The sequence below is a fragment of the Luteibacter sp. SG786 genome (genome assembly GCF_011759605.1).
Taxonomy (GTDB): domain Bacteria; phylum Pseudomonadota; class Gammaproteobacteria; order Xanthomonadales; family Rhodanobacteraceae; genus Luteibacter.
The window spans coordinates 669,623-695,466 of record NZ_JAAOYX010000001.1 but is presented as its reverse complement, the minus strand read 5'-3'; the positions used below and the strand labels follow the sequence as shown (position 1 = coordinate 695,466).

22 protein-coding genes are annotated in these 25,844 nt (G+C 66.8%); 5 read left to right on the top strand and 17 right to left on the bottom strand.

What is annotated here, in order from left to right:
* Positions 1 to 210: 210 nt before the first annotated feature.
* Complete coding sequence (gene mutS / locus FHS47_RS02950; RefSeq protein WP_208381759.1) at positions 211 to 2,796, top strand: DNA mismatch repair protein MutS; 2,586 nt, start codon at positions 211 to 213, stop codon at positions 2,794 to 2,796.
* A 114-nt stretch (positions 2,797 to 2,910) separates the two neighbouring features.
* On the opposite strand, the gene FHS47_RS02945 is transcribed toward mutS, so the two are convergent.
* The 4 genes from FHS47_RS02945 to htpX form a co-directional block, all read right to left on the bottom strand.
* Positions 2,911 to 3,381, bottom strand: coding sequence for a S4 domain-containing protein (locus tag FHS47_RS02945; RefSeq protein WP_208381758.1), 471 nt, complete (start codon positions 3,379 to 3,381; stop codon positions 2,911 to 2,913).
* 18 nt (positions 3,382 to 3,399) lie between these two features.
* Positions 3,400 to 4,305, bottom strand: coding sequence for an AEC family transporter (locus FHS47_RS02940; protein WP_208381757.1), 906 nt, complete (start codon positions 4,303 to 4,305; stop codon positions 3,400 to 3,402).
* Between the two features lie 151 nt (positions 4,306 to 4,456).
* Positions 4,457 to 6,322, bottom strand: coding sequence for a molecular chaperone HtpG (gene htpG, locus FHS47_RS02935; protein ID WP_167022728.1), 1,866 nt, complete (start codon positions 6,320 to 6,322; stop codon positions 4,457 to 4,459).
* A gap of 89 nt (positions 6,323 to 6,411) precedes the next feature.
* Positions 6,412 to 7,302 (bottom strand): protease HtpX, encoded by an 891-nt coding sequence (gene htpX, locus FHS47_RS02930; RefSeq protein ID WP_167022725.1) that lies wholly within the window; start codon positions 7,300 to 7,302, stop codon positions 6,412 to 6,414.
* 192 nt (positions 7,303 to 7,494) lie between these two features.
* Between htpX and gluQRS the strand changes: the two genes are divergently transcribed.
* Together gluQRS and phbB are read left to right on the top strand one after the other, a co-directional pair.
* Positions 7,495 to 8,379 carry a tRNA glutamyl-Q(34) synthetase GluQRS gene (gene gluQRS / locus FHS47_RS02925; RefSeq protein ID WP_167022722.1) on the top strand — a complete coding sequence of 295 codons (885 nt, stop codon included), beginning with the start codon at positions 7,495 to 7,497 and terminating at the stop codon, positions 8,377 to 8,379.
* Positions 8,380 to 8,434: 55 nt separating this feature from the next.
* Positions 8,435 to 9,175 (top strand): acetoacetyl-CoA reductase, encoded by a 741-nt coding sequence (phbB, locus tag FHS47_RS02920; protein WP_167022720.1) that lies wholly within the window; start codon positions 8,435 to 8,437, stop codon positions 9,173 to 9,175.
* Between the two features lie 12 nt (positions 9,176 to 9,187).
* On the opposite strand, the gene FHS47_RS02915 is transcribed toward phbB, so the two are convergent.
* From FHS47_RS02915 to FHS47_RS02855, 13 genes are all read right to left on the bottom strand, one after another.
* Positions 9,188 to 10,297: a catalase family protein gene (locus FHS47_RS02915; protein ID WP_167022718.1), complete on the bottom strand. Its 1,110-nt coding sequence runs from the start codon at positions 10,295 to 10,297 to the stop codon at positions 9,188 to 9,190.
* 57 nt (positions 10,298 to 10,354) lie between these two features.
* On the bottom strand, positions 10,355 to 12,019 hold the full coding sequence (locus FHS47_RS02910; protein ID WP_167022715.1) for a ShlB/FhaC/HecB family hemolysin secretion/activation protein: 1,665 nt from the start codon (positions 12,017 to 12,019) through the stop codon (positions 10,355 to 10,357).
* Between the two features lie 68 nt (positions 12,020 to 12,087).
* Positions 12,088 to 13,578, bottom strand: a complete 1,491-nt coding sequence (locus tag FHS47_RS19875) for a collagen-like triple helix repeat-containing protein (RefSeq protein ID WP_167022712.1) — start codon at positions 13,576 to 13,578, stop codon at positions 12,088 to 12,090.
* Positions 13,579 to 13,861: 283 nt separating this feature from the next.
* The gene (locus FHS47_RS02900) at positions 13,862 to 14,167 is read right to left on the bottom strand and encodes an STAS domain-containing protein (protein ID WP_193569959.1); all 306 of its coding nucleotides are present in this window, start codon (positions 14,165 to 14,167) and stop codon (positions 13,862 to 13,864) included.
* An 11-nt stretch (positions 14,168 to 14,178) separates the two neighbouring features.
* Positions 14,179 to 15,357, bottom strand: a complete 1,179-nt coding sequence (locus FHS47_RS02895) for a methyl-accepting chemotaxis protein (RefSeq protein ID WP_167022709.1) — start codon at positions 15,355 to 15,357, stop codon at positions 14,179 to 14,181.
* A gap of 16 nt (positions 15,358 to 15,373) precedes the next feature.
* Entirely contained in the window at positions 15,374 to 16,471 is a 1,098-nt protein-coding gene (locus tag FHS47_RS02890) for a chemotaxis response regulator protein-glutamate methylesterase (RefSeq protein WP_167022706.1), read from the bottom strand.
* 83 nt (positions 16,472 to 16,554) lie between these two features.
* Entirely contained in the window at positions 16,555 to 17,214 is a 660-nt protein-coding gene (gene cheD, locus FHS47_RS02885) for a chemoreceptor glutamine deamidase CheD (RefSeq protein ID WP_167022701.1), read from the bottom strand.
* Positions 17,211 to 18,086, bottom strand: coding sequence for a protein-glutamate O-methyltransferase CheR (locus FHS47_RS02880; RefSeq protein ID WP_167022698.1), 876 nt, complete (start codon positions 18,084 to 18,086; stop codon positions 17,211 to 17,213). The genes cheD and FHS47_RS02880 overlap by 4 nt, the downstream gene beginning before the upstream one ends.
* A gap of 3 nt (positions 18,087 to 18,089) precedes the next feature.
* A complete protein-coding gene (locus FHS47_RS02875) occupies positions 18,090 to 19,802 on the bottom strand; it encodes a methyl-accepting chemotaxis protein (protein WP_167022695.1) in 1,713 nt (570 codons plus the stop codon).
* 83 nt (positions 19,803 to 19,885) lie between these two features.
* A complete protein-coding gene (locus FHS47_RS02870) occupies positions 19,886 to 20,401 on the bottom strand; it encodes a chemotaxis protein CheW (protein WP_167022692.1) in 516 nt (171 codons plus the stop codon).
* 379 nt (positions 20,402 to 20,780) lie between these two features.
* Positions 20,781 to 22,754 carry a chemotaxis protein CheA gene (locus FHS47_RS02865; RefSeq protein ID WP_167022689.1) on the bottom strand — a complete coding sequence of 658 codons (1,974 nt, stop codon included), beginning with the start codon at positions 22,752 to 22,754 and terminating at the stop codon, positions 20,781 to 20,783.
* A gap of 37 nt (positions 22,755 to 22,791) precedes the next feature.
* Positions 22,792 to 23,154 carry a response regulator gene (locus tag FHS47_RS02860; protein WP_166697679.1) on the bottom strand — a complete coding sequence of 121 codons (363 nt, stop codon included), beginning with the start codon at positions 23,152 to 23,154 and terminating at the stop codon, positions 22,792 to 22,794.
* Positions 23,155 to 23,164: 10 nt separating this feature from the next.
* Positions 23,165 to 23,482: an STAS domain-containing protein gene (locus FHS47_RS02855; protein WP_167022686.1), complete on the bottom strand. Its 318-nt coding sequence runs from the start codon at positions 23,480 to 23,482 to the stop codon at positions 23,165 to 23,167.
* Positions 23,483 to 23,651: 169 nt separating this feature from the next.
* On the opposite strand from FHS47_RS02855, the gene FHS47_RS02850 reads away from it, so the two are divergent.
* Together FHS47_RS02850 and FHS47_RS02845 are read left to right on the top strand one after the other, a co-directional pair.
* Positions 23,652 to 25,055 carry a HAMP domain-containing sensor histidine kinase gene (locus FHS47_RS02850; RefSeq protein WP_167022683.1) on the top strand — a complete coding sequence of 468 codons (1,404 nt, stop codon included), beginning with the start codon at positions 23,652 to 23,654 and terminating at the stop codon, positions 25,053 to 25,055.
* 90 nt (positions 25,056 to 25,145) lie between these two features.
* Positions 25,146 to 25,820, top strand: a complete 675-nt coding sequence (locus tag FHS47_RS02845; RefSeq protein WP_167022680.1) for a response regulator transcription factor — start codon at positions 25,146 to 25,148, stop codon at positions 25,818 to 25,820.
* Positions 25,821 to 25,844 lie beyond the last annotated feature (24 nt).

The window sequence follows — 25,844 nt, the reverse complement described above, 5'->3', positions numbered from 1 at the left end:
ATCCATTCGCCTGCCAAGCATTGGAACTCCTGGTTGTGAATCGGTCCGGATCCCCTCTTGCGGGACGGTAGCAGCCTTCCGTGAGAAAAAAACGTGCACTGATCGCGTCCCGGCCGCGGGGCCTTCAGCGCGATGCCCGACCCATCCGCTATCATGTCCGACCGGCGTGCCGCGGGTGGCACGCCTTCGGCATGGAACCCACGGAAAATCATGGCTTTGGCAGAAGACATCTCGGCCGCCGCGGGGCATACGCCCTTCATGCGCCAGTACCTGGCGGCAAAGGCGGAGCACCCGGACATCCTTCTGTTCTTCCGCATGGGCGACTTCTACGAGTTGTTCTATGACGACGCGCGCAAAGCCGCCCGCCTGCTCGACATCACGCTGACCCAGCGCGGCCAGTCCGCCGGGGCGCCGATCCCGATGGCGGGCGTTCCGTACCACGCGGTGGAGAACTACCTGGCCCGCCTGGTGAAGCTGGGCGAATCGGTAGCGCTATGCGAGCAGATCGGCGATCCGGCCACGTCGAAAGGTCCCGTCAAGCGTGAGGTGGTGCGCATCGTCACCCCCGGCACGGTGACCGACGCGGCACTGATGGAAGAGCGCCGCGACAACCTGCTGCTTTCCATCGCGGCCGGTCCGAAGGGCTATGGCCTGGCCTGGGTCGATCTCTCCACCGGTCGCTTCCTCCTTACCGAAGTGAGCACGGCCGAAGGGCTGGCCGCCGAACTGGCGCGATTGCAGCCGGCGGAAACCCTGGTCGGGGAAGACGTGGCCTGGCCCAAACTCGTTTCGTCGCTGCCCGGCCTGCGGAAGCGCCAGCCGTGGCATTTCGACGGCGACGCCGCCACTCGCGAGCTGTGCCGCTTCTTCAAGACGCGCGACCTCTTGGGATTCGGCGTGGACGGCATGCCCCTGGCCATCGCCGCGGCCGGCTGTCTGCTCGGCTACGTGGAAGAAACCCAGAAAAGCGCCCTGCCCCATCTCACCGGCCTCGCCGTGGAGAACGCGGGCGAGACGATCGCGATGGACGCTTCGACGCGGCGTAACCTGGAGATCGACACGCACCAGAGCGGCAACGTCGAGAACACCTTGCTTGGCGTGCTCGACGAAACGGTGACGCCGATGGGCGCGCGCCTGCTGCGCCGCTGGCTGAACCGGCCGTTGCGCGATCGCCAGGTGTTGCGCGGGCGCCACCAGGCGATCGGCAGCCTGATCGATGCGCGCCGCCATGTGAGCCTGCGCGAGCGACTGCGCGGTGTGGGCGACCTGGAGCGCATCCTTGCACGCGTGGCCTTGCGCTCGGCACGGCCGCGCGACCTCTCCACGCTGCGCGACGGCCTGGCCGCCGCGCCGGGCCTGCGCCAGGACATCGACGGCCTCGACAGCCCGCTGATCCATGCGCTCGTGGAGCGCATCGGCGATCACGCGGAAACCGCGGCACTGCTTGCCGCCGCCATCGTTCCGCAGCCGCCCGTGCTGCTCCGCGACGGGGGCGTGCTCGCCGAAGGCTACGACGACGAATTGGATGAACTGCGCCGCCTGTCCACGAACGCGGACCAGTTCCTGGTCGACATGGAGGAACGCGAGAAAGCCGCGAGTGGCATTCCCACGCTCAAGGTCGGCTATAACCGCGTGCACGGCTATTACATCGAGATCACCAAGGCCCAGGCCGACAAGGCCCCGCAGCACTACACGCGCCGGCAGACAACGAAGAACGCCGAGCGTTACATCACGGAAGAGTTGAAGCAGTTCGAAGACAAGGTGCTCTCCGCCAAGGAACGTTCGCTGATGCGCGAGCGCGCACTGTACGAACTGCTGCTGGACAAACTGATCGAGCGCCTGCCGGAACTGAAGGTCGCTGCGGCTGCCATGGCCGAACTCGACGTGCTGGCGAACCTGGCCGACCGTGCGGAAGCGCTGGACTGGACGGCGCCCCAGCTCACCGACGTACCGGGCATCCACATCGAGCGCGGGCGCCATCCTGTGGTCGAGAAGGTTCGCGACGAACCCTTCGAACCGAACGACCTCGCGCTGGACAAGGGCCGACGGATGCTGGTGATCACCGGCCCGAACATGGGCGGTAAGTCCACCTACATGCGGCAGAACGCGCTGATCGTCCTGCTGGCGCATATCGGCAGCTACGTGCCGGCCTCCTCCGCCACCATCGGGCCGATCGATCGCATCTTCACCCGCATCGGTGCAGGGGACGACCTCTCGCGGGGCCAGTCCACCTTCATGGTCGAGATGAGCGAAACGGCCAACATCCTGCACAACGCCACGGATTGCAGCCTGGTGCTCATGGACGAGGTGGGTCGCGGCACGAGCACCTACGACGGCTTGTCGCTGGCGCGCGCCGCCGCGGTGCACCTTGCCGCCACGAGCTGTGCGTTCACGCTTTTCGCCACGCACTACTTCGAACTGACCGAGCTCGCGGGCGAGTTCCGCACCATCGCGAACGTGCATCTCGACGCCGTGGAGTACGGCGACCAGCTGGTCTTCATGCACACAGTGAAGGATGGCCCCGCGAACCGCAGTTTCGGTTTGCAGGTCGCCGCCCTGGCCGGCTTGCCGAAGAGCGTGATCGCCGATGCGCGTCGTTACCTGTCGGCGCTGGAACAAGGTCACGAAGTGACGGCCGCAGTGGCAGCACCGCCAACGGCCGCGCCACAGATGGGCCTGTTCGCACCACCGCTGCCGTCGCCGGTGGAAGAAGCGTTGCGTGCTCTCGACCCCGACGATCTGGCGCCGCGCGAGGCCCTGGAGCAGCTGTACAAGCTGCGGAAGATGCTTCGCTGACCGCAATCCTGTGGGAGCCGCTTCAGCGGCGATGGGTGCTCGCGACAAGGTGCCCGCTGCCGCGGTATCGCCGGCATAGCCGGCTCCCACAGCAAGCGGCCACACAAAGGGACCCTACAAGGTCTTCTTCAAGTCCTGGATCAACCGGCGGTCGCGTTTATCCGGCCGCGTATCCGGACGCAGCAGCGCCCCGCCCGTAAGGCGGCGATCCTCGCGGCGACGCTGGCGCTCGGCCGCGCTTTCTTCGGTTTCACTGTAGAGCTTCTGCGCTTCCGGCGCCGGCCCGCGTTTTTCCGACAGCGCCACCACCATGCAGGCGATTCGCTCTTCGCCGCGCGTGATCCGCAGCGTATCGCCCACGTGCACCGGCTTGGCCGGTTTGCAGGCAGCGGCGTTCAACTCCACCTTGCCGCCGTCGATCGCCTGCTTCGCGAGGCTGCGGGTCTTGAAGAAACGGGCGGCCCAAAGCCATACGTCGGCACGGACGCCGGGGTTGTTCGATGCATCGGTCATGGCATGAAGGATAAGGTCGGCACAGGGGATACCAAGGCTGGGAAGCCCCGAACACGGTATCGCGAACGTCATGACGTGTCCTGAGCGTCCCTAACCGGCAGGCAGGAACAGGTTGCCTACGGGAATCGTCACGAGCGACAGCAGGATGCCCGCACCGAGGACGGTATTGGCGAGCTGCGGTTCGAGTTCGTATTGATCCGCGAGGATGGCCGCCGAGATCATGGGCGCCATGGCCGCTTGGAGCACGCCCACCGTGAGCGTCAGGCCCGACACGCCGGCCGCCACGCCCAGCCCCAGCACCAGCAGCGGCGCCAGGAGCAGCTTCCAGCCCAGCCCGGCCACCAGCGCGCCCATCTGCTCGCGGCGCAAGTGCAGGCGAAACTGCAGCCCCACCGAGAAGAGCGCCAGCGGCGTGAGTGTCTGGCCGATCTGCAACAGCGGCTTTTCGAGGGCCTCCGGCAGACCGCCGGCCAGGCCGATGGCGACACCCACCAACAAGGCGATGAAAGCGGGAAACGTGAGGAGCCGTCGCACAATGGTCGAGGCGCTCGCGCCCCGCCCCGAATAGAGGGACGCCACCACGATGCCTCCGGCCGCGAGCATGGGAAAGCATCCCAGTTGATCGGCGATCACGGCCACGGAAAGGCCGGGCTTTCCGTGGAGCGCTTCTACCAGCGGATAGCCCATGAAGGACGTGTTGCCCAGGCCGCAGACCAGCGTGAGACAGCCGATGCGCCGTGGCGGCCATCCGAGCACCTTGCCCAGGACGGCGAACAGTGCCCACGCGCCAAGGAAGGTCACATACATGCCCGCTACCGGAAACCACAGGCGTGCATCGATCGTCACGTGTGGTACCAGCGCCAGCACCAGCGCCGGCAGCGCGATGTTCAGCACCCACCAGTTGATTCCGGGAACGATGCCTTCCGGAAGGGATGCGTAACGGCGGCAAAGAATGCCGAGGGCAAGGCAGAGGAAGAGGATGAGCAGCGCGGACATTGCGAGGACGATAGCAGCGTGCGTAACGAAGCGTCACGCGCCCATTGGGGGGCAGAAGGCGCTGGGCCCTGCCTTCGCAGGGGCGACGGTGGACGCACCGGGTGCCTCATACCGTCGTTCCCGCGAAGGCGGGAACCCAGCGCCTTGTGCTTCAGCCCAGCAGCACCCGGTTCATCCGCTGCACGAACCCGGCCGGATCGGCCAGTTGCGCGCCCGCGGTGATTTCCGCCTGTTCGAACAGCAGGCCGGCCAGGTCTGCCGCCTTCGCGTCGTCCGTCTCGTTCGCCAGACGTTTCACCAGTGCGTGGTCCGGGTTGAGTTCGAGCACCGGCTTCGCATCCGGCACGTCCTGCCCTGCCTCACGCAGCAGGCGGGCGAGATGCGGCGCCAGATCGAAGTCGGCCAGCGCCAGGCACGACGGCGAGTCGGTGAGGCGCGCCGAAACGCGAACCTCCTTGACGCGGTCGCCGAGCAACGTCTTCGTGCGCTCGAGCAGCGGCTTCGCCGCCTCGGCAGCCGCTTCCTGCTTCGCCTTGTCGGCCTCGTCCAGCGGGAATTCGCCCTTGGCGACGTTACGCAACCGCTTGCCGCCGTATTCGGTGAGGTAACCGAGCATCCACTCGTCCACCCGGTCGGACATCAGCAGCACTTCGATGTCCTTGGCCTTCAGCGCTTCCAGTTGCGGGCTGCCCGCGGCCGCGGCGTAGCTGTCGGCCGTGACGTACCAGATGGTGTCCTGTCCCACCGCCATGCGGCCGATATAGTCGTCGAGCGAGACCGTTTTCGCCGGGCCGTCGCCCTTCGTGGAGGCGAAGCGCAGAAGCTTGGCGATGCGCTCGCGATTGGCGGTGTCCTCGACGATGCCTTCCTTCAGCGTGTTGCCGAAACCGGTGAGGAAGGTCGCGAACTTTTCCGGCTCGTCGCGTGCAATGCGCTCGAGCAGGTCGAGCACGCCCTTCACGCAGCGCGCCTTGATCTGCTCCAGTTGGCGGTTGTGCTGGAGGATTTCGCGGCTGACGTTCAGCGGCAGGTCGTCGGCATCCACCACGCCACGCACGAAGCGCAGGTAGTTCGGCAGCAGCTCTTCGGCGGCGTCCATGATGAAGACGCGCTTGATGTAGAGCTTCAGGCCCTTGCGCTCGTCACGGCCGCCCATCATCAGGTCGAACGGAGGCTGCTCGGGCACGTAGAGCAAGGTCGTGAAGCTCTGGTTGCCCTCGACGCGGTTGTGCGTCCAGGCCAGCGCGTCGTTGAAATCGTGGCCCAGCGCCTTGTAGAAGTTCTGGTATTCCTCGTCGGTGATCTCGCTCTTGGCGCGAGACCACAGTGCCGATGCGGAATTGACCGTGGTCCACTCCGTGGGATCCGGCTTGCCGTCCTTTTCGGCGGGCATGCGGATCGGGAATGCCACGTGATCGGAGTACTTCGTGATGGCGCCGCGCAGCGTCCACGGCTTGAGGAACTCGTCTTCGTCGGCCTTCAGGTGCAGCACCACCGTGGTGCCGCGCTCGCTGACGTTGGTGTCTTCCAGCGTGTATTCGCCCTTGCCGTCGCTTTCCCAGCGTACGCCGGCCACGGCGGGCTGACCGGCCCGGCGGGTGATCACGGTGACCTTGTCGGCGACGACGAAGGCCGAATAGAAGCCCACGCCAAACTGGCCGATAAGGCGGGCGTCGGCCTTCTGTTCGCCGGAAAGCGCCTCGAGGTAGCGGCGCGTCCCGGAGCTGGCGATGGTGCCGATGTTGGCGACCACTTCCTCCCGGCTCATGCCGATGCCGTTGTCGCGCACGCTGATGGTCCGCGCCTCCGGATCCCACGTGACCTGGATGCGCAGATCCGCATCGCCGTCGGTCAGGGAGGGATCGGCCAGCGCTTCGAAACGCAGCTTGTCGCAGGCGTCGGAGGCGTTGGAGATCAGCTCGCGCAGGAAAATTTCCTTGTGCGAGTAGAGGGAATGGGTCACCAGGTGGAGTACCTGGGCGACCTCGGCTTCGAACTTACGGGTTTCCTGGCTCACGGTGCCGTTCCTTCAGGGGTGGGACAGGCACGGGAGTATGGGGATAGGAGGGGGCCGAAAAAAGGCCCCCTCTCGCTTGACGCGCGGGGTTAGCGCGCGGCCTGCAGGGCGGCGATGCGCTCTTCGATGGGCGGGTGGCTCATGAAGAGGCGCTTCACGCCGGAGGCCAGGTGCCCGGAAATGCCGAACGCCTGGATCGACTGCGGCAGCGACGTGTCGCCGTGGTTGCCGGACAGGCGCTGCAGGGCCGAGATCATGGAGCCCCGGCCGGCCAGCTGGGCGCCCGCAGCATCGGCGCGGAACTCGCGCCAGCGCGAGAACCACATGACAATCATCGAGGCGAACAGGCCGAACACGATCTGCAACACCATCACCACGACGAAATAGCCGATGCCACCCTCGCCGTCGCGCTCGCGGCCGCCACTCAGCCAGCTGTCCACCACCCGGCCCACGATACGGGCCAGGACGATCACCAGCGTGTTGAGCACGCCCTGGATCAGGGTCAGGGTGACCATGTCGCCGTTGGCGACGTGGCCGATCTCATGGCCCAGCACGGCGGAAACCTGCTCCCTGTCCATCTGCTGGAGCAGACCCGTGCTGACCGCCACCAGGGCGTTGTTGCGCGACATGCCGGTGGCGAAGGCGTTCATCTCGGGCGCGTCGTAGACGGCCACCTCCGGCATGCCGATGCCCGCCTTCTCGGCATGGCGTCGCACGGTCTCAAGCAGCCAGCGCTCGGACTCGTTGCGCGGCTCGGTGATCACCTTGGCGCCGGTGGACATCTTCGCGGTCCACTTCGAGATGACCAGCGATATGAAGGCGCCGCCCATGCCGAAGACCGAGGCGAAAACGATGAGGCCCCCGATCCCCATGCCGCGCTGCGCGGCCCACTGGTCGATGCCGAGAACGTGGCAGACGCAGGTCAGCAGGAGGATGACGGCAAGGTTGGTGGCGACGAACAGGGCAATGCGTTTGAACATGATCTGTCTCTCTCATGGCGGCTGGCGATGGCGCCGCCTGGTGCAAGTTTTCGGGGCGAAGGGCTGACGATTCAATGCCGGAAGCCCTTACCGGGCGCGGGCGCAGGTTCCGCGCGGCTCCGCGCCGAAGGCTTCGCCTACACTTGTCCGCCTCCGGCTTCAGCAAGCATGAGAAACGTCTCAATTCCTCCCATGACGACCAAGCCACGCTACCGCGGACGTTTCGCGCCCTCGCCCACCGGCGCCCTCCACTTCGGATCCCTCGTGGCCGCGGTGGGAAGCTGGCTTGTGGCGCGGCACGCCGGAGGCGAATGGCTCGTGCGCATCGAAGACATCGACCCGCCACGGGAGGTTCCCGGATCGGCGGCGTCCATCCTGGCTACCCTGGACGCCTTCGGCTTGTCGGCGGACGCGCCGCCGGTCTACCAGTCGCAGCGGCAACCCCTTTACGCCGCGGCGTTCCAGCGCCTGCGGGACGAGGGCCGGCTCTTCCCGTGCTGGTGCAGCCGTACCGACCTGGCCGCCGCGGGCGGCTTCCACCGCGACGGCATCTGCGTGGCGCCGCCCGATTCCGCCCGCCCGCCCGCATGGCGCCTCCTCACACCGGATCTCACCATCCGCTGGATCGACGACCTGCAAGGCCCCCAGGCCGAGAACCTGCGCGAGGCAGCGGGAGACTTCGTCATCCGGCGCGTGGAAGGGCTCTGGTCCTACCAGCTGGCCTGCGTGGTCGACGACGCCGACCAGGGCGTCACCCACGTCGTGAGGGGGGCCGACCTGCTCGAGTCCACCGCCAGGCAGATCCACCTGCAGCACCTGCTCGGATGGCCGACCCCGGGATACCTCCACCTCCCGCTGGTGCTCGACGGCGAGGGGCGGAAGCTCTCGAAATCCACGGCCGCCCTGCCTGTCGACGCCCGCGATCCCCTTCCTGCCCTGCGCGCGGCACTCGGCCAGTTGGGGGTGGCGGTGAGGTCCGCCGCGACCACGCCCGATGGGCTCCTTCGTGACGCGCTGCTCGGGTTCGCGCCTGCGTCGCTTCGCCGCAGTAGTCTTGGCGCCACGGCGACGCTATAAGAATCGTTTGCCCGGCGACGGGCCACCACGGGATTGCGCGAGGATGAAGCAAGGCATGACGCAGCGAACGGCACTGGTGACCGGCGGCACGGGCGGCATCGGAACGGCGATCGTGCGCTACCTTGCCCGTCAGGGCCACCGGGTCGCCACCAATTTCCGCGACGAACCCCGGGCGGCTGCATGGCGCGAAGACATGATCCGCGACGGCATCGACGTCGTGATGGTGCCGGGCGACGTCTCCGACCCCGTCTCGGCGGAGGCGATGGTGCGTGCGGTGGAAGACCTGGCCGGGCCCGTCGAAATCCTGGTGAACAACGCCGGCATCACCCGCGACACCACCTTCCACAAGATGGACTACCAACAGTGGACCGAGGTGGTGAACACCAACCTCAACGCCTGCTTCAACGTCACCCGTCCGGTGATCGAGGGCATGCGCTCCCGGCAGTGGGGCCGAATCGTCCAGATCAGCTCGATCAACGGCCAGAAGGGCCAGTACGGCCAGGCCAACTACGCCGCGGCGAAAGCCGGCGTGCATGGCTTCACCATCTCGCTGGCGCAGGAGAACGCGCGTTTCGGCATCACGGTGAACACCGTGTCGCCCGGTTACGTCGGCACCGATCTGGTCATGGCCGTCCCCGAGGACATCCGCGCGAAGATCATCGCCCAGATCCCGGTCGGCCGCCTCGGCAGGCCCGAGGAGATCGCGCACGCCGTTGCGTTCCTCACCTCCGAGGATTCCAGCTGGATCACAGGCTCCAACCTCGCCATCAACGGCGGGCATTACATGGGGTGGTAGGAGCGTGCGCCCCTACCCCAAGCCCAGTTCGTCTATCGATTGCGGTTCGCGGATCGTCACGCCATTGTGGTGCGCGCGAAACTTCGCCATCACCTTGTAGGCCACACGGCGTGCGCGCATCACCGATCCGAGCGGTCGATGCGCCGCCAGGCCGTGCCAGGGGCTGAAGGCCATGCCGTCATCGATGGCGGCGCGGCGCGCGGCATTCCACGCGGGCTGCGGCGGTACGACGATGCGGGCAACGTCGATGTAGGGGCTTTTCTCCTCCGGCCAGCGCACCGAGGCGTCCTCGATCGGCATCGTGTCCAGGTCCGTGCAGAACTGCACGCGCAGGTCCCACTCGCCGCTCTGCTCCGCGAAATGGTTCACCATCGCTTCGCGCAATCCGTTCGGTTTGCCGTTGACGTTGAGTTCGGCATCGGTGAGCGCCGTGAGGTTCGGCGATCGCGGTGCCACCGAAACCTTGACCACATACTCGCCGAAGCGGATGGGTGCCTGGCTGTAATAGGTGTCGCCGAGCGGATGCGTTTCGGGTTGTCCGCCAAGACTGAGGAGCGTCGCACTCTTGCCGCCGAACGCTTCGATGACCCGCTCCGTGCCGCGGAGCACGGCCGACAGAGCCTTCTTCGCGCCTTCCGCACGATCCGTCGTCGCGGCCACCAGTTTCAGTGACGCCGAAAAGCGCTTCGCGTTGGGCGCGGAGAAAACCGGCCCGTTCACCAGCACGAAGTCCTGCGTGAGGTCGCCGTCGCTGCCGGGCAGCCGCTCGCCCTCCACGCCGATGATTTTCAGGGCCATGCCGCGCGGCGTCGACACGCTGTCGTCGAGCAGGTCGCCCGGGACCGTGGACAAGCGCATCACCAGTTGATAAGTCCCTTCGCGCGCGAACAACCCCTGCGCCAGTTCCCGCGGCAAGTCGCCCGGCACGATCAACTCGCCGGTCAGCAACGCATGACTCTTCGCGTGCACCGAGCGATGGGCGTGCTTCTCGTGTTCCAGGGTGGTCTGGTTGATCCGCGTGAGCGTCTCGATCAGCTGCTCCGCCGTTTCGGCCTCGTCGGCCTCCACATGCTCCAGGGACTCGTCGAAGCGGATCGGCGGGGGGACCAGGGACAGGGGCATGACGGGGCTCGGCGCTTGCGGTCGCAAGATGTTGCCGCCGAGCCCGTGAAGGAGGGGTCACATGAGCTTGTAACTGAACGTGAGGTTCCAGCGAATGTCGCGATCCTTGTTCTCGGGCGGCTTGTCGGCCGTCGGCCAGGCCAGCGCGAAGTCGATCGCATAATGCTTCTTGTCCGAAGCACGTATGCCGACCACCGCCGAATCGAGCCGGTCGATGAACGGCCGCGCACCGTTCAGATAAACCCTGGCCGCCTGATAGGCAACGTAAGGCGCCACCGAGTCGATCCATCCCGCGCCCGGAGCGAAGGCCCGATTCAGTTCCGCCGAGGCCGCCCAGCCACTGTCCCCCGCCGCGTCGCCGGGATCGTACGCCAGCGCGAAATTCTGTCCGCCGAAGTTGATCTGTTCCGTCGACGGCAAGGCATCGTGGCTGTATTGGCCGGTGGCCCGCAGCACCGTTCCGAGCTTGTGCGCCCACTGCCGCGACCAGCTTGCGTTTGCCGTGTACCGCGTGAACGCCACATCGGGCATCGCGATGCCGGCGGCGCCCACGTTGCTCACGGTGCGCGAGTACGCGCCCAGTCCGGCGAAGCCATGTGCCACGGCGAAGGCGAACTGGAGCGTGCGCCCCGCCTCCACGCTCAGCGAAGACAGTTCCGCGTTGAGCACGCGCACACTGGAGCGCAACGCGATCGTCGCCCCGGTATCCACGTTCCTGTACCTGTCGTCCTGGCGGGACGCATAGACGCCCATCGCCAGGTTCACCCTGCGCGTGTTGGCGAGTACCAGCGGATACACCGCCGACAATGCCAGGCGATCCTGCTCGAGCCTGTGCTCGAGATACGACGGCAACTGCTCGTCGGTGTCCGGCTGTCCCCAGTAACGGCTGGCATCCACCTTGCCCTGCCAACCACGCGAACCGATGGGCTGCACATAGGCCGCGGAGTAGAAGCGCTGCCCTGCGCCATTGGGATACAGAGTCGACACGCTCAACTGTTCGCCCAGCGGCGAGGCGCCGTTCTCGATAAGGGAAAATACGCCCTGCGTTCCCGGATGATTGAAATCGAGGCCGTAACTCATGTCGTAGCGCTGCCGCGATACGTCGAGATCCAACCGCGTGGCGCCGTCCGTCGTCGTGGGTGGGGGCACGTTCGCTGCCACCTTGAGGCCGGGCAGCGTCCCAAGCAGTTGGGTGTAACGCTCGAACGTGTCCTGGCGCAACGGACGTTCGCCGACGATGTGTGCCGCCATCGCCTTGATGCGCGGTTCGAGGTTTCCCGCATCGCCGCGCAGCGCTACGTCGGCGACGTAGCCTTCCACCACCTGGATCTTCACCACGCCGCCGGCGAGCGTCTGGTTAGGCACGAACGCAAACGACAACGCGTAGCCGCGGGCCTTGTACAGGGCGGTGACGCGATCGGCCGCGGCAACCAGGTCGCGAACCGTGGAATCCTTGCCTCGCATGGGCGCGAAGATCGCCGCGACATCGGCGAAGGGAATGGACTTCACTCCCACCACATCGAAGCGAGAAGGTGTCAGGTGGGTAGACAGCAGCGCTTCCAGCGCGGGGTTCGGCGCCTTGACGTGCACCGTCACCGACGGTGCCTGCCGGGGAGTCTCGGTACGGGGAAGGGTCTGTAGCGGGTTGGCTGGCGCACGAACCTGCGCCGGGGTGGAACACACGACGGTCATGCCCAGAAGGCAACCGAGCCATCGATTCATGAACTCTCCTTGGGGTGGCGCGGATATCGTGAGGGCGGCGCGCATGCGCCGCCCTCGCCTTGGCCGCCTTAGCGGGGCGAACCGAGCAGGCCCTTGAGTGGCCGGTTGTCCGCTTCGGTCGCGCCGCCCGTGATGCCGCCGACCAGCCCGCCGACGACGCCGCCCACCGTGTTGGTCACGCCGGAAACGACACCGGCCACACCACCAGCGCCACCGCTGCCGGCCGTACCGCCGGTACCGGTAGCCCCGGCCACGCCGTTCACCACGGTGCTGGCGGCGCCGGTCACGCCCGACAGTGCCCCACCCGATCCGACGGCCGCCGTCGCGCCGTTGCCGATGCCGCTCACGGTATTGCCCACGGCGGACGTCAACGGTGAAAGCGGTGCCAGAGGCCCGGATCCCACCGCCGTCACGGTGCTGCCGAGCGCTGCCACGGTCGTCGTCGCACCGGCGAGGGTGGTACCGACGGTATCTCCCGCACCCGGCCCGGCGCTACCAAGGCCGCTGTGAAGGCCCGTGCTCAACGGGGCAAGCGCGTTGCCCGCGTTCTGCACCGTCGTACCCAGCGACGCCGTGAGATTGCCCGCCCCACCCGGCACCGAGGCACCGGCAATGTTGGCGCCGAGACCGGCAACCGCCGCGCTGCCGCCACCCGCAAGGCTACCTGCCGCGTTGCCCGCAGCAGCCACCAGGTTGCCGGACGCGATGGGCGAGGCGCTGTCACCGAGCGCGCCTGCCAGAGGCGAGACGACGTCGCTTACGGCCTGGGTCAAGCTGTCGGCGGCGGAGGATTCCAAGGCGCCGTCGAGCCGTGCGCCGATCTGTTCCACGCCGCTGCCTACGAGCGACACGGTCGTTCCCACGGCAGCCGTGATGGGCGTGATCGGCGTTCCCGCACCCACCGTGCTGACTCCGCCACCCAGATCGTTCACCGCCCCGCCAACCTGCGTCACCACGTTGCCAAGGCTGTCCGTGGTCGTGCCCACAGGGTTGGCGATGTTGCCCGTTTGACCGAGCCCGTCACTGATGCCGTCGCCAAGCGTCGTGATGGCGTTGCCCAGACCGTCGACGGCACTGCCTGCGCCTTCGGCGAGACCGCTCGTGCCGCCAAGTACCGTCGTGGCCGGCAGCTGCGCGCCCACGCCGGACACCGCGCCGCCGACGGCGGAGATGATGTTGCCGGCACCGGTGGTCACGGCTCCCACGGCGTTGCTGGGCGCGGGCGTACCACCGCCGGTGCCTCCGCCGCCGTTGTCGCCCCCGCCGTTGTCGCCGCCACCCGTGCCACCGCCTCCGTTACCACCCGTGCCACCTGAACCGCCCGTACCTCCGGTGCCACCGGTACCTCCGCCCGTGCCGCCGGTACCGCCCGTGCCGGTGCCCGCTCCGCCCCCGCCGCCGGTATCGCCGGCTCCACCCGGCTGGACCGTGCCGCCCGAACCGCCACCCGAGCGGGTGGATCCGTGACCACTGCATGCCGTAACCGACACGGCCGCGGCAGCGATGCATGTTGCAAGCAACGTGCGCGTAAGGATTCTTCCGAACTGCTGTTCGCTCATGATGAACACTCCTCCGACGATGCCCTCTGGGCAAAGCCCCCTGCCACTGGGAGCCGAATCCTCGGATGTGACCCAAGTCACATCCACGGCTTCATGAGACGCGGCAAGTGCGTTTCGCGTTACGCGGAACCGGCAATTAATCCCCGACTACATGCCGTTTCGGCAGAATGTCGAGGATGTGTCACGTGTGCGGGGACATCGCATGAAGTCTGATGACGCCGCACAAAAAAACGCCCCGACAATCCGGGGCGTTCCGTGAAACCGTATCGGTCGAAATGCCGTATCAGTGCACGGTGAAGAGCTTGTCGAAGCCGGCGATGCGCAGGGTGTTGCGCAAGTCGGCGCTGGCGTTGACGATGCGAATTTCCGCGCGGTCGCCGCCGGCATGCTCGCGCAGCAGCATCAGCATGCCGAGCGCGGAACTATCCATGCCCACGACCTGCTCGAGGTCGAGCACGTAGCTGCGCGCCGGGGGAATGTCACCGAGGCAGGCATCGTGGAAGGCGCGATGGATGGAGAAATCGAAGCGGTCGCCCAGATGCAGCGTGAGGCAACCCTGCTCGGAATCGTGGTGGACGTTGATGGGCATGGACGTTTTCCTCAGAACAGGTCGATGTCGCCGGCAGCCATCGACTGCTGCAGGGCGGGACCACGCGAGCGCAGGCGGGCACGCTCGCGCTGCTCGGCCAGACGGGAGCGCACGCGCTGGGCGCGGGCACCCAGTTCGGATGCCTCGGCGGGCACGCAGGCCAGCTCTTCGATATCGCGCGTGCAGTCGGCGGTGATTTCCTGAAGCTCGACCAGACGCGAACGGGTCTGGTGCAGCAACTGGCTCAGGATGTCCTCGAACTGCAGCGACCGGATGGTCGTGGACACGTCGTTGCCCAGGCCGCGGTTGATGGATGCCGCCTCATCCGCCGCCGCGCTGGTACGCGCGTTCGATTCGGTAATCGTCGCCATCATCTCGTCGATGCCGCCCTTGGTGGAGAGCGCCACGTTCATGTCCTGCGAAGCCATGTGGCCGACCAGTTCGCGCAGTTGCTCCATGGCGGTGCGCGAGCGCTCCACGTGCGTGCCGATCTTCTCGTTGAACTGGTTGCTGTGCTGGGCCAGGTTGCGGATCTCGCCCGCCACCACCGCGAAGCCACGGCCGGATTCGCCGGCTCGCGCCGCTTCGATCGCGGCGTTGAGGGCCAGGAGGTTGGTTTCCTCGGCGATGGTGTTCACGTTCTTCAGGAGTGCGAACACGGCATCCATTTCCTTCGCCATGCCGTCGATGCGGTACACGATGCGCAGGCTTTCGCGGGAGAGCTGCACGATCAGGCCGACGAAGTGCTCCAGCAGGCTGGCGGTGCGGTCCGCGAAGTCCTGAACCGAAATGCCCTTGCCACCGGCCTCGATGATCTCGCTCAGCAGCTTCTGCTGCTTGCCGGTCTTGTGCGACAGGCCGTTGAAGCCTCCGCCGAGTTCGGCGACGGCATCGCGAAGCAGGTCGAGCGCCTGGTTGAGTTCGCGGCTGGCATGTCCCAGCTCGTCGACGATCGCGCTGCGAACGTCTTCCATGGCCTCACGCACCGACGCTTCGTCGCTGGTCGTGGAGTTGACGACCACTTCCACTTCGGGCAACGGCGCAGGACGCAGGCTGATCGCGATCCAGGTCGCCGTCAGCAGGGCCACGACGACCGGGGCGACCCAGGCCGAGTGGAACACCAGCACCAGCACCAGCGCGATGGCGCTGGCAGCGAAGCCGACGATGCGTTCGTTTTTGGGGATCAGCATGATGACGTCTCGATAATCAGGTGCCGACGCGGGCAGCGGCGGGCACGGGGGTGTTGGCTAGCGCAAGCAGGCGCGCCGCGATGGCATCCAGCGGAAGCATTTCACCGGCGGCCCCAGCCTTCCAGGCGGCGCCGGGCATGCCCCATACGACGGAGCTGGCCTCGTCCTGGACGAGCGTGGGAGCACCGGCTTCTTTCAGTTCGCCGAGACCGCGCGCGCCGTCGTCGCCCATGCCTGTAAGCAGGCAGCCGATGGTGGCGGCGCCGACGCTGGCGGCCATGGAACGGAACAGCACGTCCACGGAAGGCTTGTGCCGGTTCACGGGCGGGCCGTCGTGGAGTCGGCAGACATGGCGCGCGCCGTCCCACATCACCAGGAGATGCTGGCTGCCGGGCGCGATGTAGGCGTGGCCAGGCTGGATCGGCTGCCCGTCGCGCGCTTCGCACACGCGCATGGCCGAGCAGGAATCCATGCGGGCGGCGAACGGACCGCTGAAGGCGGCGGGAATATGTTGGGTGATGACGATGGGCGGTGCCGTGGGCGGCATGGATTCGAGCACCACACGGATGGCCTCGGTACCGCCGGTGGACGCACCGATGGCGATAATCCGCGTGCCCCCGCGTGTGCCGGCGGTCTGTGCCCGCGGCAGCACCGCGTCGGCGGAAAGCCGCGGCGCCACGTCGAGCCGGGTAACCGTGGCCCGTTCCCGCGGCTTGGCACCTGCGGCAAGGCGCACCTTGGCGCAGATTTCCGGCGCGTGCTCCATGAAGGTGTTGGCCAGATCCGCGGACGGTTTGGTGAAGAAATCCACCGCACCCAGTTCCAGCGCGCGAAGCGTGACGTCGGCGCCCTTTTCGGTCAGCGTAGACACCATCACCACCGGCATCGGCCGCAGGCGCATGAGATTGTCGAGGAAGGTCAGTCCATCCATCCGCGGCATCTCCACGTCGAGCGTGAGGACATCCGGATTGAGCTGCTTGATCTTGTCGCGCGCGATCAGCGGGTCCGCGGCGGTGCCCACCACCTCGATGCCCGGATCGGACTCGAGCATGGCGGTCAGCACCTTACGCACCAGGGCCGAATCGTCGACGATAAGAACGCGTACTTTCTGCATGGGTTCTGGCAACTCGGGTGACTTGACGTCCCTGTCGGCGGACCGACCGGATACGGTAACGAGGTGAACTCCCGACGGAGGCGTCAGAAAAGTTCCACCTCTCCCTTTATCGGATCATCTGCCAATCGCTTGAGGTATCGCTTCTCGCGATCGGCCAGGCTGTGGTCGTGCATGGAGCGCATCTGGCGCACGCGCACCTTGCCGCTGACCGGAAAGAACTGCACCTGGCGCGGGTAGATATCGCCCACGTCGGCCGCGCAGAGCTTCAGCTTTTCCGTGGCGATGTAACGCTGCACGAAAGCGATGTTGCGCTGGCCGATGTCGGTCATGGTGGCCAGCACGCGGCCGCCGCCGAAGATCTTCACCTCGAGGTCGTCGCGCTTGCCGCCGGCCTTGAGGATGGCGTTGATCAGCTGTTCCATGGCGTCGTTGCCATAGCGCGCCGCGCGGCCCACGGTGGAACTCCACCCGTCGCGCTCGCCAGTGGGCTCGGGCAACATGAAGTGGTTCATGCCGCCGATACGGCGGCGGGCGTCGCGCACGCACGCCGACACACACGAACCCAGCACCGTCGAAATCATTTCTTCCTGCACGCTCACGTAGAACTCGCCGGGCAGGATCTTCACCGTAACCACTTCCTGAGCCGGATCCCAGAAGCGGCGCACGTGCTCGAAACCGGGCAGCACGCTCTTCGGATCGAAGCCGGCGAAGGTTCGCGGTTGCAGGACGTACGCATCGCTCATGTGCGCTTCCGGTAGACCGTGCGGCCGATCAGGTCGAAGTCTTCGGACAGCCCGTACATGGATTCCGAATGACCGAGGAACAGATAGCCGCGGCTTTCCAGCATGCCGGCGTAACGGGCAAAGAGGCGCTGCTTCGTGGGCTTGTCGAAATAAATGACCACGTTGCGGCAGAAGATCGCATCGAAACGACCCTGCATGGGCCATTCGTGCAAGAGGTTGAGCGGCTGGATCGTTACCAGTTCGCGCAGGCGCGGATGGATCTGGGCATAGCCGTCGTAGCTGCCCTCGCCGCGCAGGAACCAGCGCTTGCGCCGTTCGTCGCTCACCCCACCCAGGCGATCGACCGGATACACGCCCTTGCGCGCCGCGGCCAAGGCCTGCGGCGAAAGGTCGGTGGCGAGGATTTTCGCGTCCACGTCGGCGCGCGTACGCTCCAGCGCCTCGGCCAGCACCATGGCGATGGCGTAGGGCTCTTCGCCGGTGGAGCAGCCGGCCGACCAGATGCGCAGCCGGCCACCGCCGCGCTTCTCTTCCAGCCAGCGCGGCAGCAGCTCGTCCACGAGCATGTCGTAGTGGTGCATCTCGCGGAAGAACGAAGTGACGTTCGTGCTGATGCAGCTGGCCAACTCACCCAGTTCGGATTCGGGATCGCGCCTCAGCAGGTCGCAATAGGCCGCGAAGCCAGGAAGCGCGAGCGCCCTCAACCGGCGCAGGAGCCTTCCCTGCACCAGTTGCCGCTTGTGCTCGCCCAGCGAGATGCCGCAATGCTGGAGCACGAAATCACGCAGGAAGGCGAACTCGGCCTCCCCCAGGGTCGGCCCCGCCGCGCCCGTCGGGCCGACGGCATCACCGCTGTCGACGAGCGCATTCATGGATCAGAACTCCTTCCACACACCGGCGTCGGCGGACTCCGCCTGACGCTGGGCACGCGGGGCCGGCGCGCTGCGCACGGCCGCGAACACGGTTTCCATCTCTTCCTGCGCGGCGTCCTTGCGCTTGGCCTTCGAGGCCGGCGTGGCAGACGCGTTGCCCGTGATCTGGAAGAACGCGACCTGACGGCTCAGTTCGGTGGCCTGCTCGTGCATCGCACGCGCGGCAGCGGCCGACTCCTCGACCAGGGCGGCGTTCTGCTGGGTCATCTCGTCCATCTGCAGCACGGCGTGGTTCACCTGGTCGATGCCGGCCGACTGCTCCGAGCTGGCGGCGGCGATCTCGGCGACGATGTCGGTGACCTTTTTCACGCTCTCCACGATCTCGGCCAGCGCCTTGCCGGACTGGTCGACGAGTTCGGAGCCCGTGCGCACCTTGTCGGCGCTGTCGTTGATGAGGCCTTTGATCTCTTTCGCGGCATTGGCGGACCGGCCGGCGAGGTTACGCACCTCCGTGGCCACCACCGCGAAGCCGCGGCCCTGCTCCCCGGCACGCGCTGCTTCCACCGCGGCGTTGAGCGCCAGCAGGTTGGTCTGGAAGGCGATTTCGTCGATGAGGCTGACGATGTCGGAAATCTTCTTGCTGGACGAATTGATCTCGCGCATGGCCACGACCGTCTGGGCGACCACTTCGCCGCCCTTCTCGGCCTGCTCGCGTGCACCGCGGGCCAGCTGGTTCGCGTGGCTGGCGTTCTCGGCGTTCTGCTTCACCGTGGAGGTCATTTCCTCCATCGACGAGGCGGTTTCCTCGAGGCTGGAAGCCTGTTCCTGCGTGCGCTGCGAGAGGTCGTCGTTGCCGCGCGAAATCTGCTGCGCGGCCGTGCTGACCGAGCCGGCGCCGTGGCGCACTTCCGAGACAATGCTGCTCAGGCGCTCGTCCATGGCGCGGAAGGCAGCCTGCAGCTGACCGAGTTCGTCGTTGCGGGTCACCTGCACGTCATGACCGAGCTTGCCCTCGGCGATGAGGTGGGCGACGGAAACCGTCTGCGCCAGCGTGCGCAGGATCGAGCGCACCACGAGCACGGCGATGAACAAGCTGATGATGAGGCCGATCGCAAGAGCGGCGATGCACAGCGCGCGGATGGTCTTGTACTGCGCGGTTTCCCTGTTGAAGATCGATTCGGCTTCCTCGCGCTTGGCTTCGATGAGCTTGCCGAGCTGGCTCTGGCGATCCATCAGCAGCGGCCGCACTTGCAGCTCGAGAATGTCGGAAGCGCCCTGGTCGCCCTGGTTCAGGGCATCGACCATGTCGGTCTTCGCCTGGTCGTAATCCTCGTTGGTCGCCTGCCATTTGTCGTAGAGCTTCTTGACGTCGGCGGACATCGGCACCTTCAGGAACGCCGCCTTCGTCGCGCCCATGTCTTCCTGGTATTTCTGGAACTCCGCGACCTTCTGCTTCACCTGGTCGGGGCTTCCCACCTTCGCCGCGGCCTCGCCAAGGACGACGAACGACATGAGCGATTGCGAGTTGATGCGCGTGAGCATTTCCGACGGTACGAGTTCTTCCTCGTACACCTGGCGCAAACCTTCGTTCTGGAAATGCATGGCACCGAGACCGACGGCGGCACCGCCGAAGAGCATGAGCGTGAGCAGGCCAAGCACTCCGTAGAGGCGGCCTCGGACGGTCAGGGCGGGCATCTTGAACTTGAACTTCTTCATCACGATTCCAATCGGCAAAGGTGCGGCAAGGGCGAACCGGTCGCGCCCGGAAGGGCCGATGCCCTCCCCTGGGCGTTGGCGGCTCACGCGACGGCTTTCACATCCGAGGAGGCCAGCGCGGCCTCCAGCATCTGGGCGTCCTGCGGCTGGAGCAGGCGGTCCACGTCGAGGAGCAGCACCATGCGCTCGCCGACGGAGGTAAGGCCCTTCAGGTATTCGGTATCGACGGTGGTACCCATGTCGGGCACGGGACGGACGCCGCCCGGCGAGACATCGACCACGTCCGACACGGCATCCACCACCACACCGAACTGGCGGCCGGCGACCATGACGATCACGCATACGGTGGTGGCGGTGTATTCCTCGCGGGCCAGCCCGAAGCGCAGACGCAGGTCCAGCACGGGAACGATGGCACCGCGGAGGTTCAGCACGCCCAGGACGTAGGACGGCGCCTGGGGGATGCGTGTGACGGGCGTCCAGCCGCGGATTTCACGGACGGCGAGGATATCGACGCCGTATTCCTCGTTCCCGAGGTTGACGGTGAGGTACTGCGCGGCCTCGTCGGACGCGGTGCTGGCGGTGTTGGCTTGCTCGTTCATGTCGTTCCCACGGCGGATCGGATCGGCGGTTCGGGACCCCTTCTCAAGGGGTATCGGCCGCGGCCGCGGGGACTTGAGGGGGAATTCGATGCGCCCCGGACGGGCCTTTCCGGCACCGCAACGGCCCAATAGAGGCTGGCCACGGCAGCCTGGGAGGATGCGGTTACGGGGGCCTTCTGGGAGCCGGCTATGCCGGCGATCCCAAGGCAGCAGGCAACCTTGCCGCAAGCACCCATCGCCGCTGAAGCGGCTCCCACACAAAGCTCGCATGCTTGTGAGGAAACCTCAGTGCTTGGTGAGGACTCCTGTGGGAAGACCCCTGTGGGAGCCGGCTATGCCGGCGATCCCGCGGCAGCGGGCAACCTTGCCGCGAGCCTTATCAGGCCGCCTTGCGACGCCCCTGCATGCGCACCAGGCCGGTCACGTCGGCGATCAGCGCCACCGAACCGTCGGCCAGGATGGTGGCGCCGGAAATGCCCACCACACGCCGGTAGTTAGCCTCCAGCGACTTCACCACCGCCTGCTGCTGGCCGATCAGTTCGTCCACGAACAGGCCGATGCGGGTGCCCTCGCCTTCCACCACGATGACGATGCCCTCGTCGATGGCGCGACGGCGGCCATCGCAGCCGAATACGTCGAACAGGCGCACGATCGGCAGCCACTGGTCGCGGAAGCGGAACAGCTCGCCGCCGCCGACCACACTGCGCACGGCGTCTGGCTTCACCTGCACCGATTCCACGATGGAAACCAGCGGCACGATGTAGGTTTCTTCGCCCACCGCGGCCGTGAGGCCGTCGATGATGGCGAGCGTGAGCGGCAGTGTGATGGTGAACGTGGTGCCGCTGCCCTGCGTGCTGCGGATGCCGACGGTGCCGCCCAGATCCATGACATTGCGGCGGACCACGTCCATGCCGACGCCACGACCCGACAGGTCGGTGGTGGCGGCCGCCGTGGAGAAGCCGGCCTCGAAGATCAGGTCGGCCACCGCGTCGTCGGACATGCCGTCACCCGACGCGATGATGCCGCGCTGCACGGCCTTGGCTACGATGGCATCGCGGTTGAGACCCGCACCGTCATCGGCCACTTCCACCACGATCGATCCACCGCGATGGAAGGCCTCCATGCGCAGCGTGCCCGTATCGCCCTTGCCGGCGGCGAGCCGCTTGGCCGGAACTTCCAGGCCGTGATCGATGGCGTTGCGCACGAGATGGACCAGCGGGTCGCCGATCTTCTCGAGCACGGTCTTGTCCAGTTCGGTGGTCTCGCCCCGCAGGTCGAGCACCACCTTCTTGTCGAGCTTCTGCGCCAGGTCGCGGACCAGGCGCGGGAAGCGGTTGAACACCGTGCTGATGGGCAGCATGCGGATGCTCATGACACTTTCCTGCAGCTCGCGCGTGTGGCGGCCCAGTTGGGCGAGGCCGTGGCGGAGCATTTCCAGCTGCGACGCATCCACGCCGTCCTGGAACTGGCTGAGCATCGACTGGGTGATGACCAATTCGCCGACGAGGTTGATCAGCGTATCGATCTTCTCGATGCCGACGCGGACGGAACTGGCTTCGCTGTTCGTGGCCACGTCGCGCACCGCGCGCGGGGCGGCCGGCGCCGCGGGTGCGGCGACGGGCGCAGCCGCGACCGGCGCGGCAATGCGCGGCGTAAGGGTGAGGTCGCAATCGCCATCCACCCAGTCGAAAACGCCTTCGACCGCGGCGCGCTTGGCGCCCGCGTCGAGATGAAGCGTCCAGCCGAGATAGGACGACGATGCGTCCATATCGGCGAGCGCTGGAAGCTTGCCGGCGTCGCACTCGACGCGAAGCGGGCCCAGGGCGCCGAGTTCGCGGAACATGCGGGCCGGATCGTTGCCGGTCTTCAGCAGGTAATCGAAGGGGCGGAACGCGATGTCCCAGCCTTCGATCGATTCGGCCGGGGCCGCCGCCTTCGCGGCAGCAGGCGTGGCGGCGCCGCCGCCGGACACCATCGCGGAAAGCTCGGCCAGCAGCGCCTGGCTTTCCGCCGTAGCCGCCGGTTGGCCGGCCATCGACAGGGCCAGCATGTCGCGCACGGTATCGCCCGAGCGCAACAGCAGTTCCACCACGGCCTTTTCCATCGGACGGCGGCCGCTGCGGACCTCGTCCATCAGGTTCTCGGCCACGTGCGTGAAGGCGGCCACGTCGGTGAAACCGAACGTGGCCGCGCCGCCCTTGATCGAGTGGGCGGCACGGAACACCACATTGATGAGTTCCGGATCGTCGGCGCCCTCGTCCAGGGCGAGGAGCGCCTGCTCCATGGCGTCGAGGCCGTCGAGGCTCTCTTCATGGAACGCCTTGTGGAATTGCGCCAGATCGACTTTGGACATGGGTGGACCCTGGATTGCCGGAACGTCTTGGTACGGATTAACCGAGCACGCGGGCCACGGTGGCCAGCAGCTGGTCGGGATCGAACGGCTTCACCAGCCAGCCGGTGGCGCCGGCGGCCTTGCCTTCCATCTTCTTTTCCGGGTTGGACTCGGTGGTGAGCATGAGGATGGGCACGCCGCTGTAACCGGCCATCGTGCGCATTTCGCGGACCATGGAAATGCCGTCCATCACCGGCATGTTCACGTCGGCCAGCACCAGGTCGAACTTCGTGCCGCGCGCCGTATCCAGCGCGGCCTGACCGTTGTCGGCCTCGTCCACGTCGTGGCCCGCGCCACGCAGGGTGAAGGCCACCATGCTGCGCATGGAGGCCGAGTCGTCTACCGCGAGAATCTTTGCCATCGGAGCACCTTCAGTTCACGCCGGCGTGGGCCGGCAGTTCGATCAAAGCTTCAAGACCCAGCACGGACACGCCGCGCCGGAGGGGGTCGCTGACACCGGTCCAGGCGACGGGGAGACCCGCTGCGCGGGCGTCGCGCGAAAATGCCGCGAGCACCTGCAAGGCCGCCGTGTCGACCTGGGCCACCGCTGCGCCGTCGAATTCGACGGGCTTGCCGGCTGCCAGGACACCCAGCAGCGTATCGCGGAGCGCGGGGGCCGCGCCGATACGCAGGTCCGCTTCCAGCGCCAGCGGGGCGCGGGGGGCGTCTTTGGAGGATTTCTTCGCCATCGTCCGTACCGTTGGGACCCTTGGCGCACATCGCCCGGGGGTCGTTCGATGGTCTTATCGGCGTCGTGGGGGAAAGCTTTAGCGAGGGGCGGCGCGGCGACCTCGGGGGCAACTATGCCACCATGCCGCGGACCCTCACCCCCTGACCCCGTTCGCATGGCAACCCCGCTTGCGAACCCTGCGAGACCTCCCGGTGAAAAGCAAGTCGCTGCTCTGGCAGTTGTTCGTATCGCTCTCCGTGGTGCAGACCGTGGTGCTGTTCTTCGCCTTCGGCGGGCTGCTTTACGTCCTGATCGATGGCCGCAACACCTACATCCCGGACGGCGTGATCAAGATCGCCAAAGAAGCGGTACGGACCGGACCGTCCGGCCTCTCGATCGAGCAGACCCCGGAGCTGGAAGCGTTGCAGCGGCAATACCCCTCGCTGTGGCTCGTGGTATCGGACGACGGCGGTCGCTCGGCGCGCTATGGCGCCCCGCCCTCGTACTACCGTGAACTGGCGCAGCAGCTCGCCTGGATCGGCCCTTCGGAAATCCATTCCTACGAAGAGCGCTCGTCGTACGGCGTACGCATCGACGTGAAGAAGGTGGACGGCCGGCGCATCCACATCATGACAGGCGGCGCCTCTCGCGACGACCTCGGCCGATGGGCGGCCGTGGTCAGCGGTGTGATCAGCCCCATCGTGTCGATTCCGCTAATCCTGTCGACGCTCGTGATCGCGCCACTGCTGATTTGGCGCAGCATGGCCGGGGTGCGCAAGCTCGCCCAGGCGGCCGCCGCCGTCGACCTTTCCCACCAGGCCGTGGAACTGGAACTGGATACGGTGCCGCGCGAGATCCGGCCGCTGGTCGCCGCCTTCAACGAGGCCATCGATCGCCTGCGCACCACATACATTGCCCGCGATCAGTTCCTGCGCGACGCGGCACATGAGTTGCGCCTTCCCATTGCCGTGCTGATGGCCCGGATCGACACCATGCCCAGGAGTGCCGACAAAGCGCTTCTCCGGGCCGATGTCGGCCGGCTGGCCACGCTGGCGGAGCAACTGCTGGACCTGCAGCGAATTCAGGCCCAAGGCGTGCAGCGGATGCCGGTAAACCTCTGCGAGGTGGCCAGGGACGTCGCATCGGAAGTGGCGCCCCTGGCGTCCGCGCAGGGTTACAGCCTGGAAGTGGATGCGCCCGACGAACCCGTGTGGGTATCGGCGGAACCGCTTTCGCTTGGTCGCGTGGTGACCAACCTCGTGCAGAACGCCATGGTGCATGGTGGGCGCACGGGCACCATCAGCCTCCGGGTCGTCCGTCCCGACACGCTACAAGTGTGCGACCAGGGGCCGGGCGTGGCCGAGCAACACCGCGAACGCATTTTCGAGCCGTTCTATCGCGCGCAGCCGGGAGAACCGGGCCACGGCCTCGGGCTCCACCTCGCGCTGGAACTCATGCGCAGGCAGAACGGCCGCATCACAGTGGACAACCTGGCGGAGGGTGGCGCGTGCTTCGCCGTCACCTTCGAGCCGGTGCCGCGAGCCCGGCTGCCAATCGCTGCTGAAACTGCCCTGGCGCCATCGATGTCCTGAAGCCCCCCCAGGCTCTACATTGCCGCAACGTTGCCGGCAAGCCCCGATCGATCGGATAGCATGCCTGCCTTGCCTGGGTGGAGGCCGCGCGTGCGGATATTGCTGGTCGAAGACGACGAACCGTTGGCGCAGCTGATGCGGAGCGCGTTGCAGCGGCATGGCCTCGTCGTGGATATCGCCGGCTCACTGTCCGAAGCGACCGAAGCGCTGCGCTCCGCCGTGCACGATCTGCTGCTGCTGGATCGCTCGCTGCCCGACGGCGACGGCGTGGACCTCATCGCCCTGGCACGCAGGATGCGGACGGGGCTGCCCATCATCGTGCTGACGGCCCGCGGCGAACTGCCAGAGCGTATCGAGGGCCTCGACGAAGGCGCCGACGATTACCTGGTGAAGCCCGTAGCCACGGACGAACTGCTTGCGCGGATACGCGCCGTGGCACGCCGCCCCACGACCATCGCGCTGCCCCAGGCCGCCATGGGCGAGCTGACCTTCGACTTCGGCGCCCGCGAGGCCGCGGTGGCCGGACGCATGCTGCGCCTGCCGCGCCGCCAATTGCTCATTCTGGAAACCCTGATCTACCGGCAAGGCCGCACCGTGCGCCGCGAAGCCCTGCGCGAAGCGGTCTATGGCTTCGACGACGCCATCCAGTCCAATGCGCTGGACGCGCATATCTCCAAGCTGCGCCGTGCACTGGAAGAAGCCAGCGCCGGCGTGGAGATCAGCGTGATCCGCGGTGTCGGCTATTTGTTGAAGGAAATCGACTAGCTTGGTGCGACCAACGCAGCGATG

What these genes read in the sequence shown, in the direction of transcription:
- FHS47_RS02915 (WP_167022718.1), bottom strand. Translation starts at nt 10,297, where the DNA reads ATGCCCCTGTCCCTGGTCCCCCCGCCGATCCGCTTCGACGAGTCCCTG.
- FHS47_RS02865 (WP_167022689.1), bottom strand. Translation starts at nt 22,754, where the DNA reads ATGTCCAAAGTCGATCTGGCGCAATTCCACAAGGCGTTCCATGAAGAG.
- FHS47_RS02940 (WP_208381757.1), bottom strand. Translation starts at nt 4,305, where the DNA reads ATGTCCGCGCTGCTCATCCTCTTCCTCTGCCTTGCCCTCGGCATTCTT.
- mutS (WP_208381759.1), top strand. Translation starts at nt 211, where the DNA reads ATGGCTTTGGCAGAAGACATCTCGGCCGCCGCGGGGCATACGCCCTTC.
- FHS47_RS02890 (WP_167022706.1), bottom strand. Translation starts at nt 16,471, where the DNA reads ATGCAGAAAGTACGCGTTCTTATCGTCGACGATTCGGCCCTGGTGCGT.
- FHS47_RS02945 (WP_208381758.1), bottom strand. Translation starts at nt 3,381, where the DNA reads ATGACGTTCGCGATACCGTGTTCGGGGCTTCCCAGCCTTGGTATCCCC.
- FHS47_RS02870 (WP_167022692.1), bottom strand. Translation starts at nt 20,401, where the DNA reads ATGAACGAGCAAGCCAACACCGCCAGCACCGCGTCCGACGAGGCCGCG.
- FHS47_RS02900 (WP_193569959.1), bottom strand. Translation starts at nt 14,167, where the DNA reads ATGCCCATCAACGTCCACCACGATTCCGAGCAGGGTTGCCTCACGCTG.
- FHS47_RS02880 (WP_167022698.1), bottom strand. Translation starts at nt 18,086, where the DNA reads ATGAATGCGCTCGTCGACAGCGGTGATGCCGTCGGCCCGACGGGCGCG.
- FHS47_RS02875 (WP_167022695.1), bottom strand. Translation starts at nt 19,802, where the DNA reads ATGAAGAAGTTCAAGTTCAAGATGCCCGCCCTGACCGTCCGAGGCCGC.
- FHS47_RS02855 (WP_167022686.1), bottom strand. Translation starts at nt 23,482, where the DNA reads ATGGCGAAGAAATCCTCCAAAGACGCCCCCCGCGCCCCGCTGGCGCTG.
- FHS47_RS02910 (WP_167022715.1), bottom strand. Translation starts at nt 12,019, where the DNA reads ATGAATCGATGGCTCGGTTGCCTTCTGGGCATGACCGTCGTGTGTTCC.
- FHS47_RS02895 (WP_167022709.1), bottom strand. Translation starts at nt 15,357, where the DNA reads ATGCTGATCCCCAAAAACGAACGCATCGTCGGCTTCGCTGCCAGCGCC.
- phbB (WP_167022720.1), top strand. Translation starts at nt 8,435, where the DNA reads ATGACGCAGCGAACGGCACTGGTGACCGGCGGCACGGGCGGCATCGGA.
- FHS47_RS02860 (WP_166697679.1), bottom strand. Translation starts at nt 23,154, where the DNA reads ATGGCAAAGATTCTCGCGGTAGACGACTCGGCCTCCATGCGCAGCATG.
- cheD (WP_167022701.1), bottom strand. Translation starts at nt 17,214, where the DNA reads ATGAGCGATGCGTACGTCCTGCAACCGCGAACCTTCGCCGGCTTCGAT.
- FHS47_RS19875 (WP_167022712.1), bottom strand. Translation starts at nt 13,578, where the DNA reads ATGAGCGAACAGCAGTTCGGAAGAATCCTTACGCGCACGTTGCTTGCA.
- htpX (WP_167022725.1), bottom strand. Translation starts at nt 7,302, where the DNA reads ATGTTCAAACGCATTGCCCTGTTCGTCGCCACCAACCTTGCCGTCATC.
- gluQRS (WP_167022722.1), top strand. Translation starts at nt 7,495, where the DNA reads ATGACGACCAAGCCACGCTACCGCGGACGTTTCGCGCCCTCGCCCACC.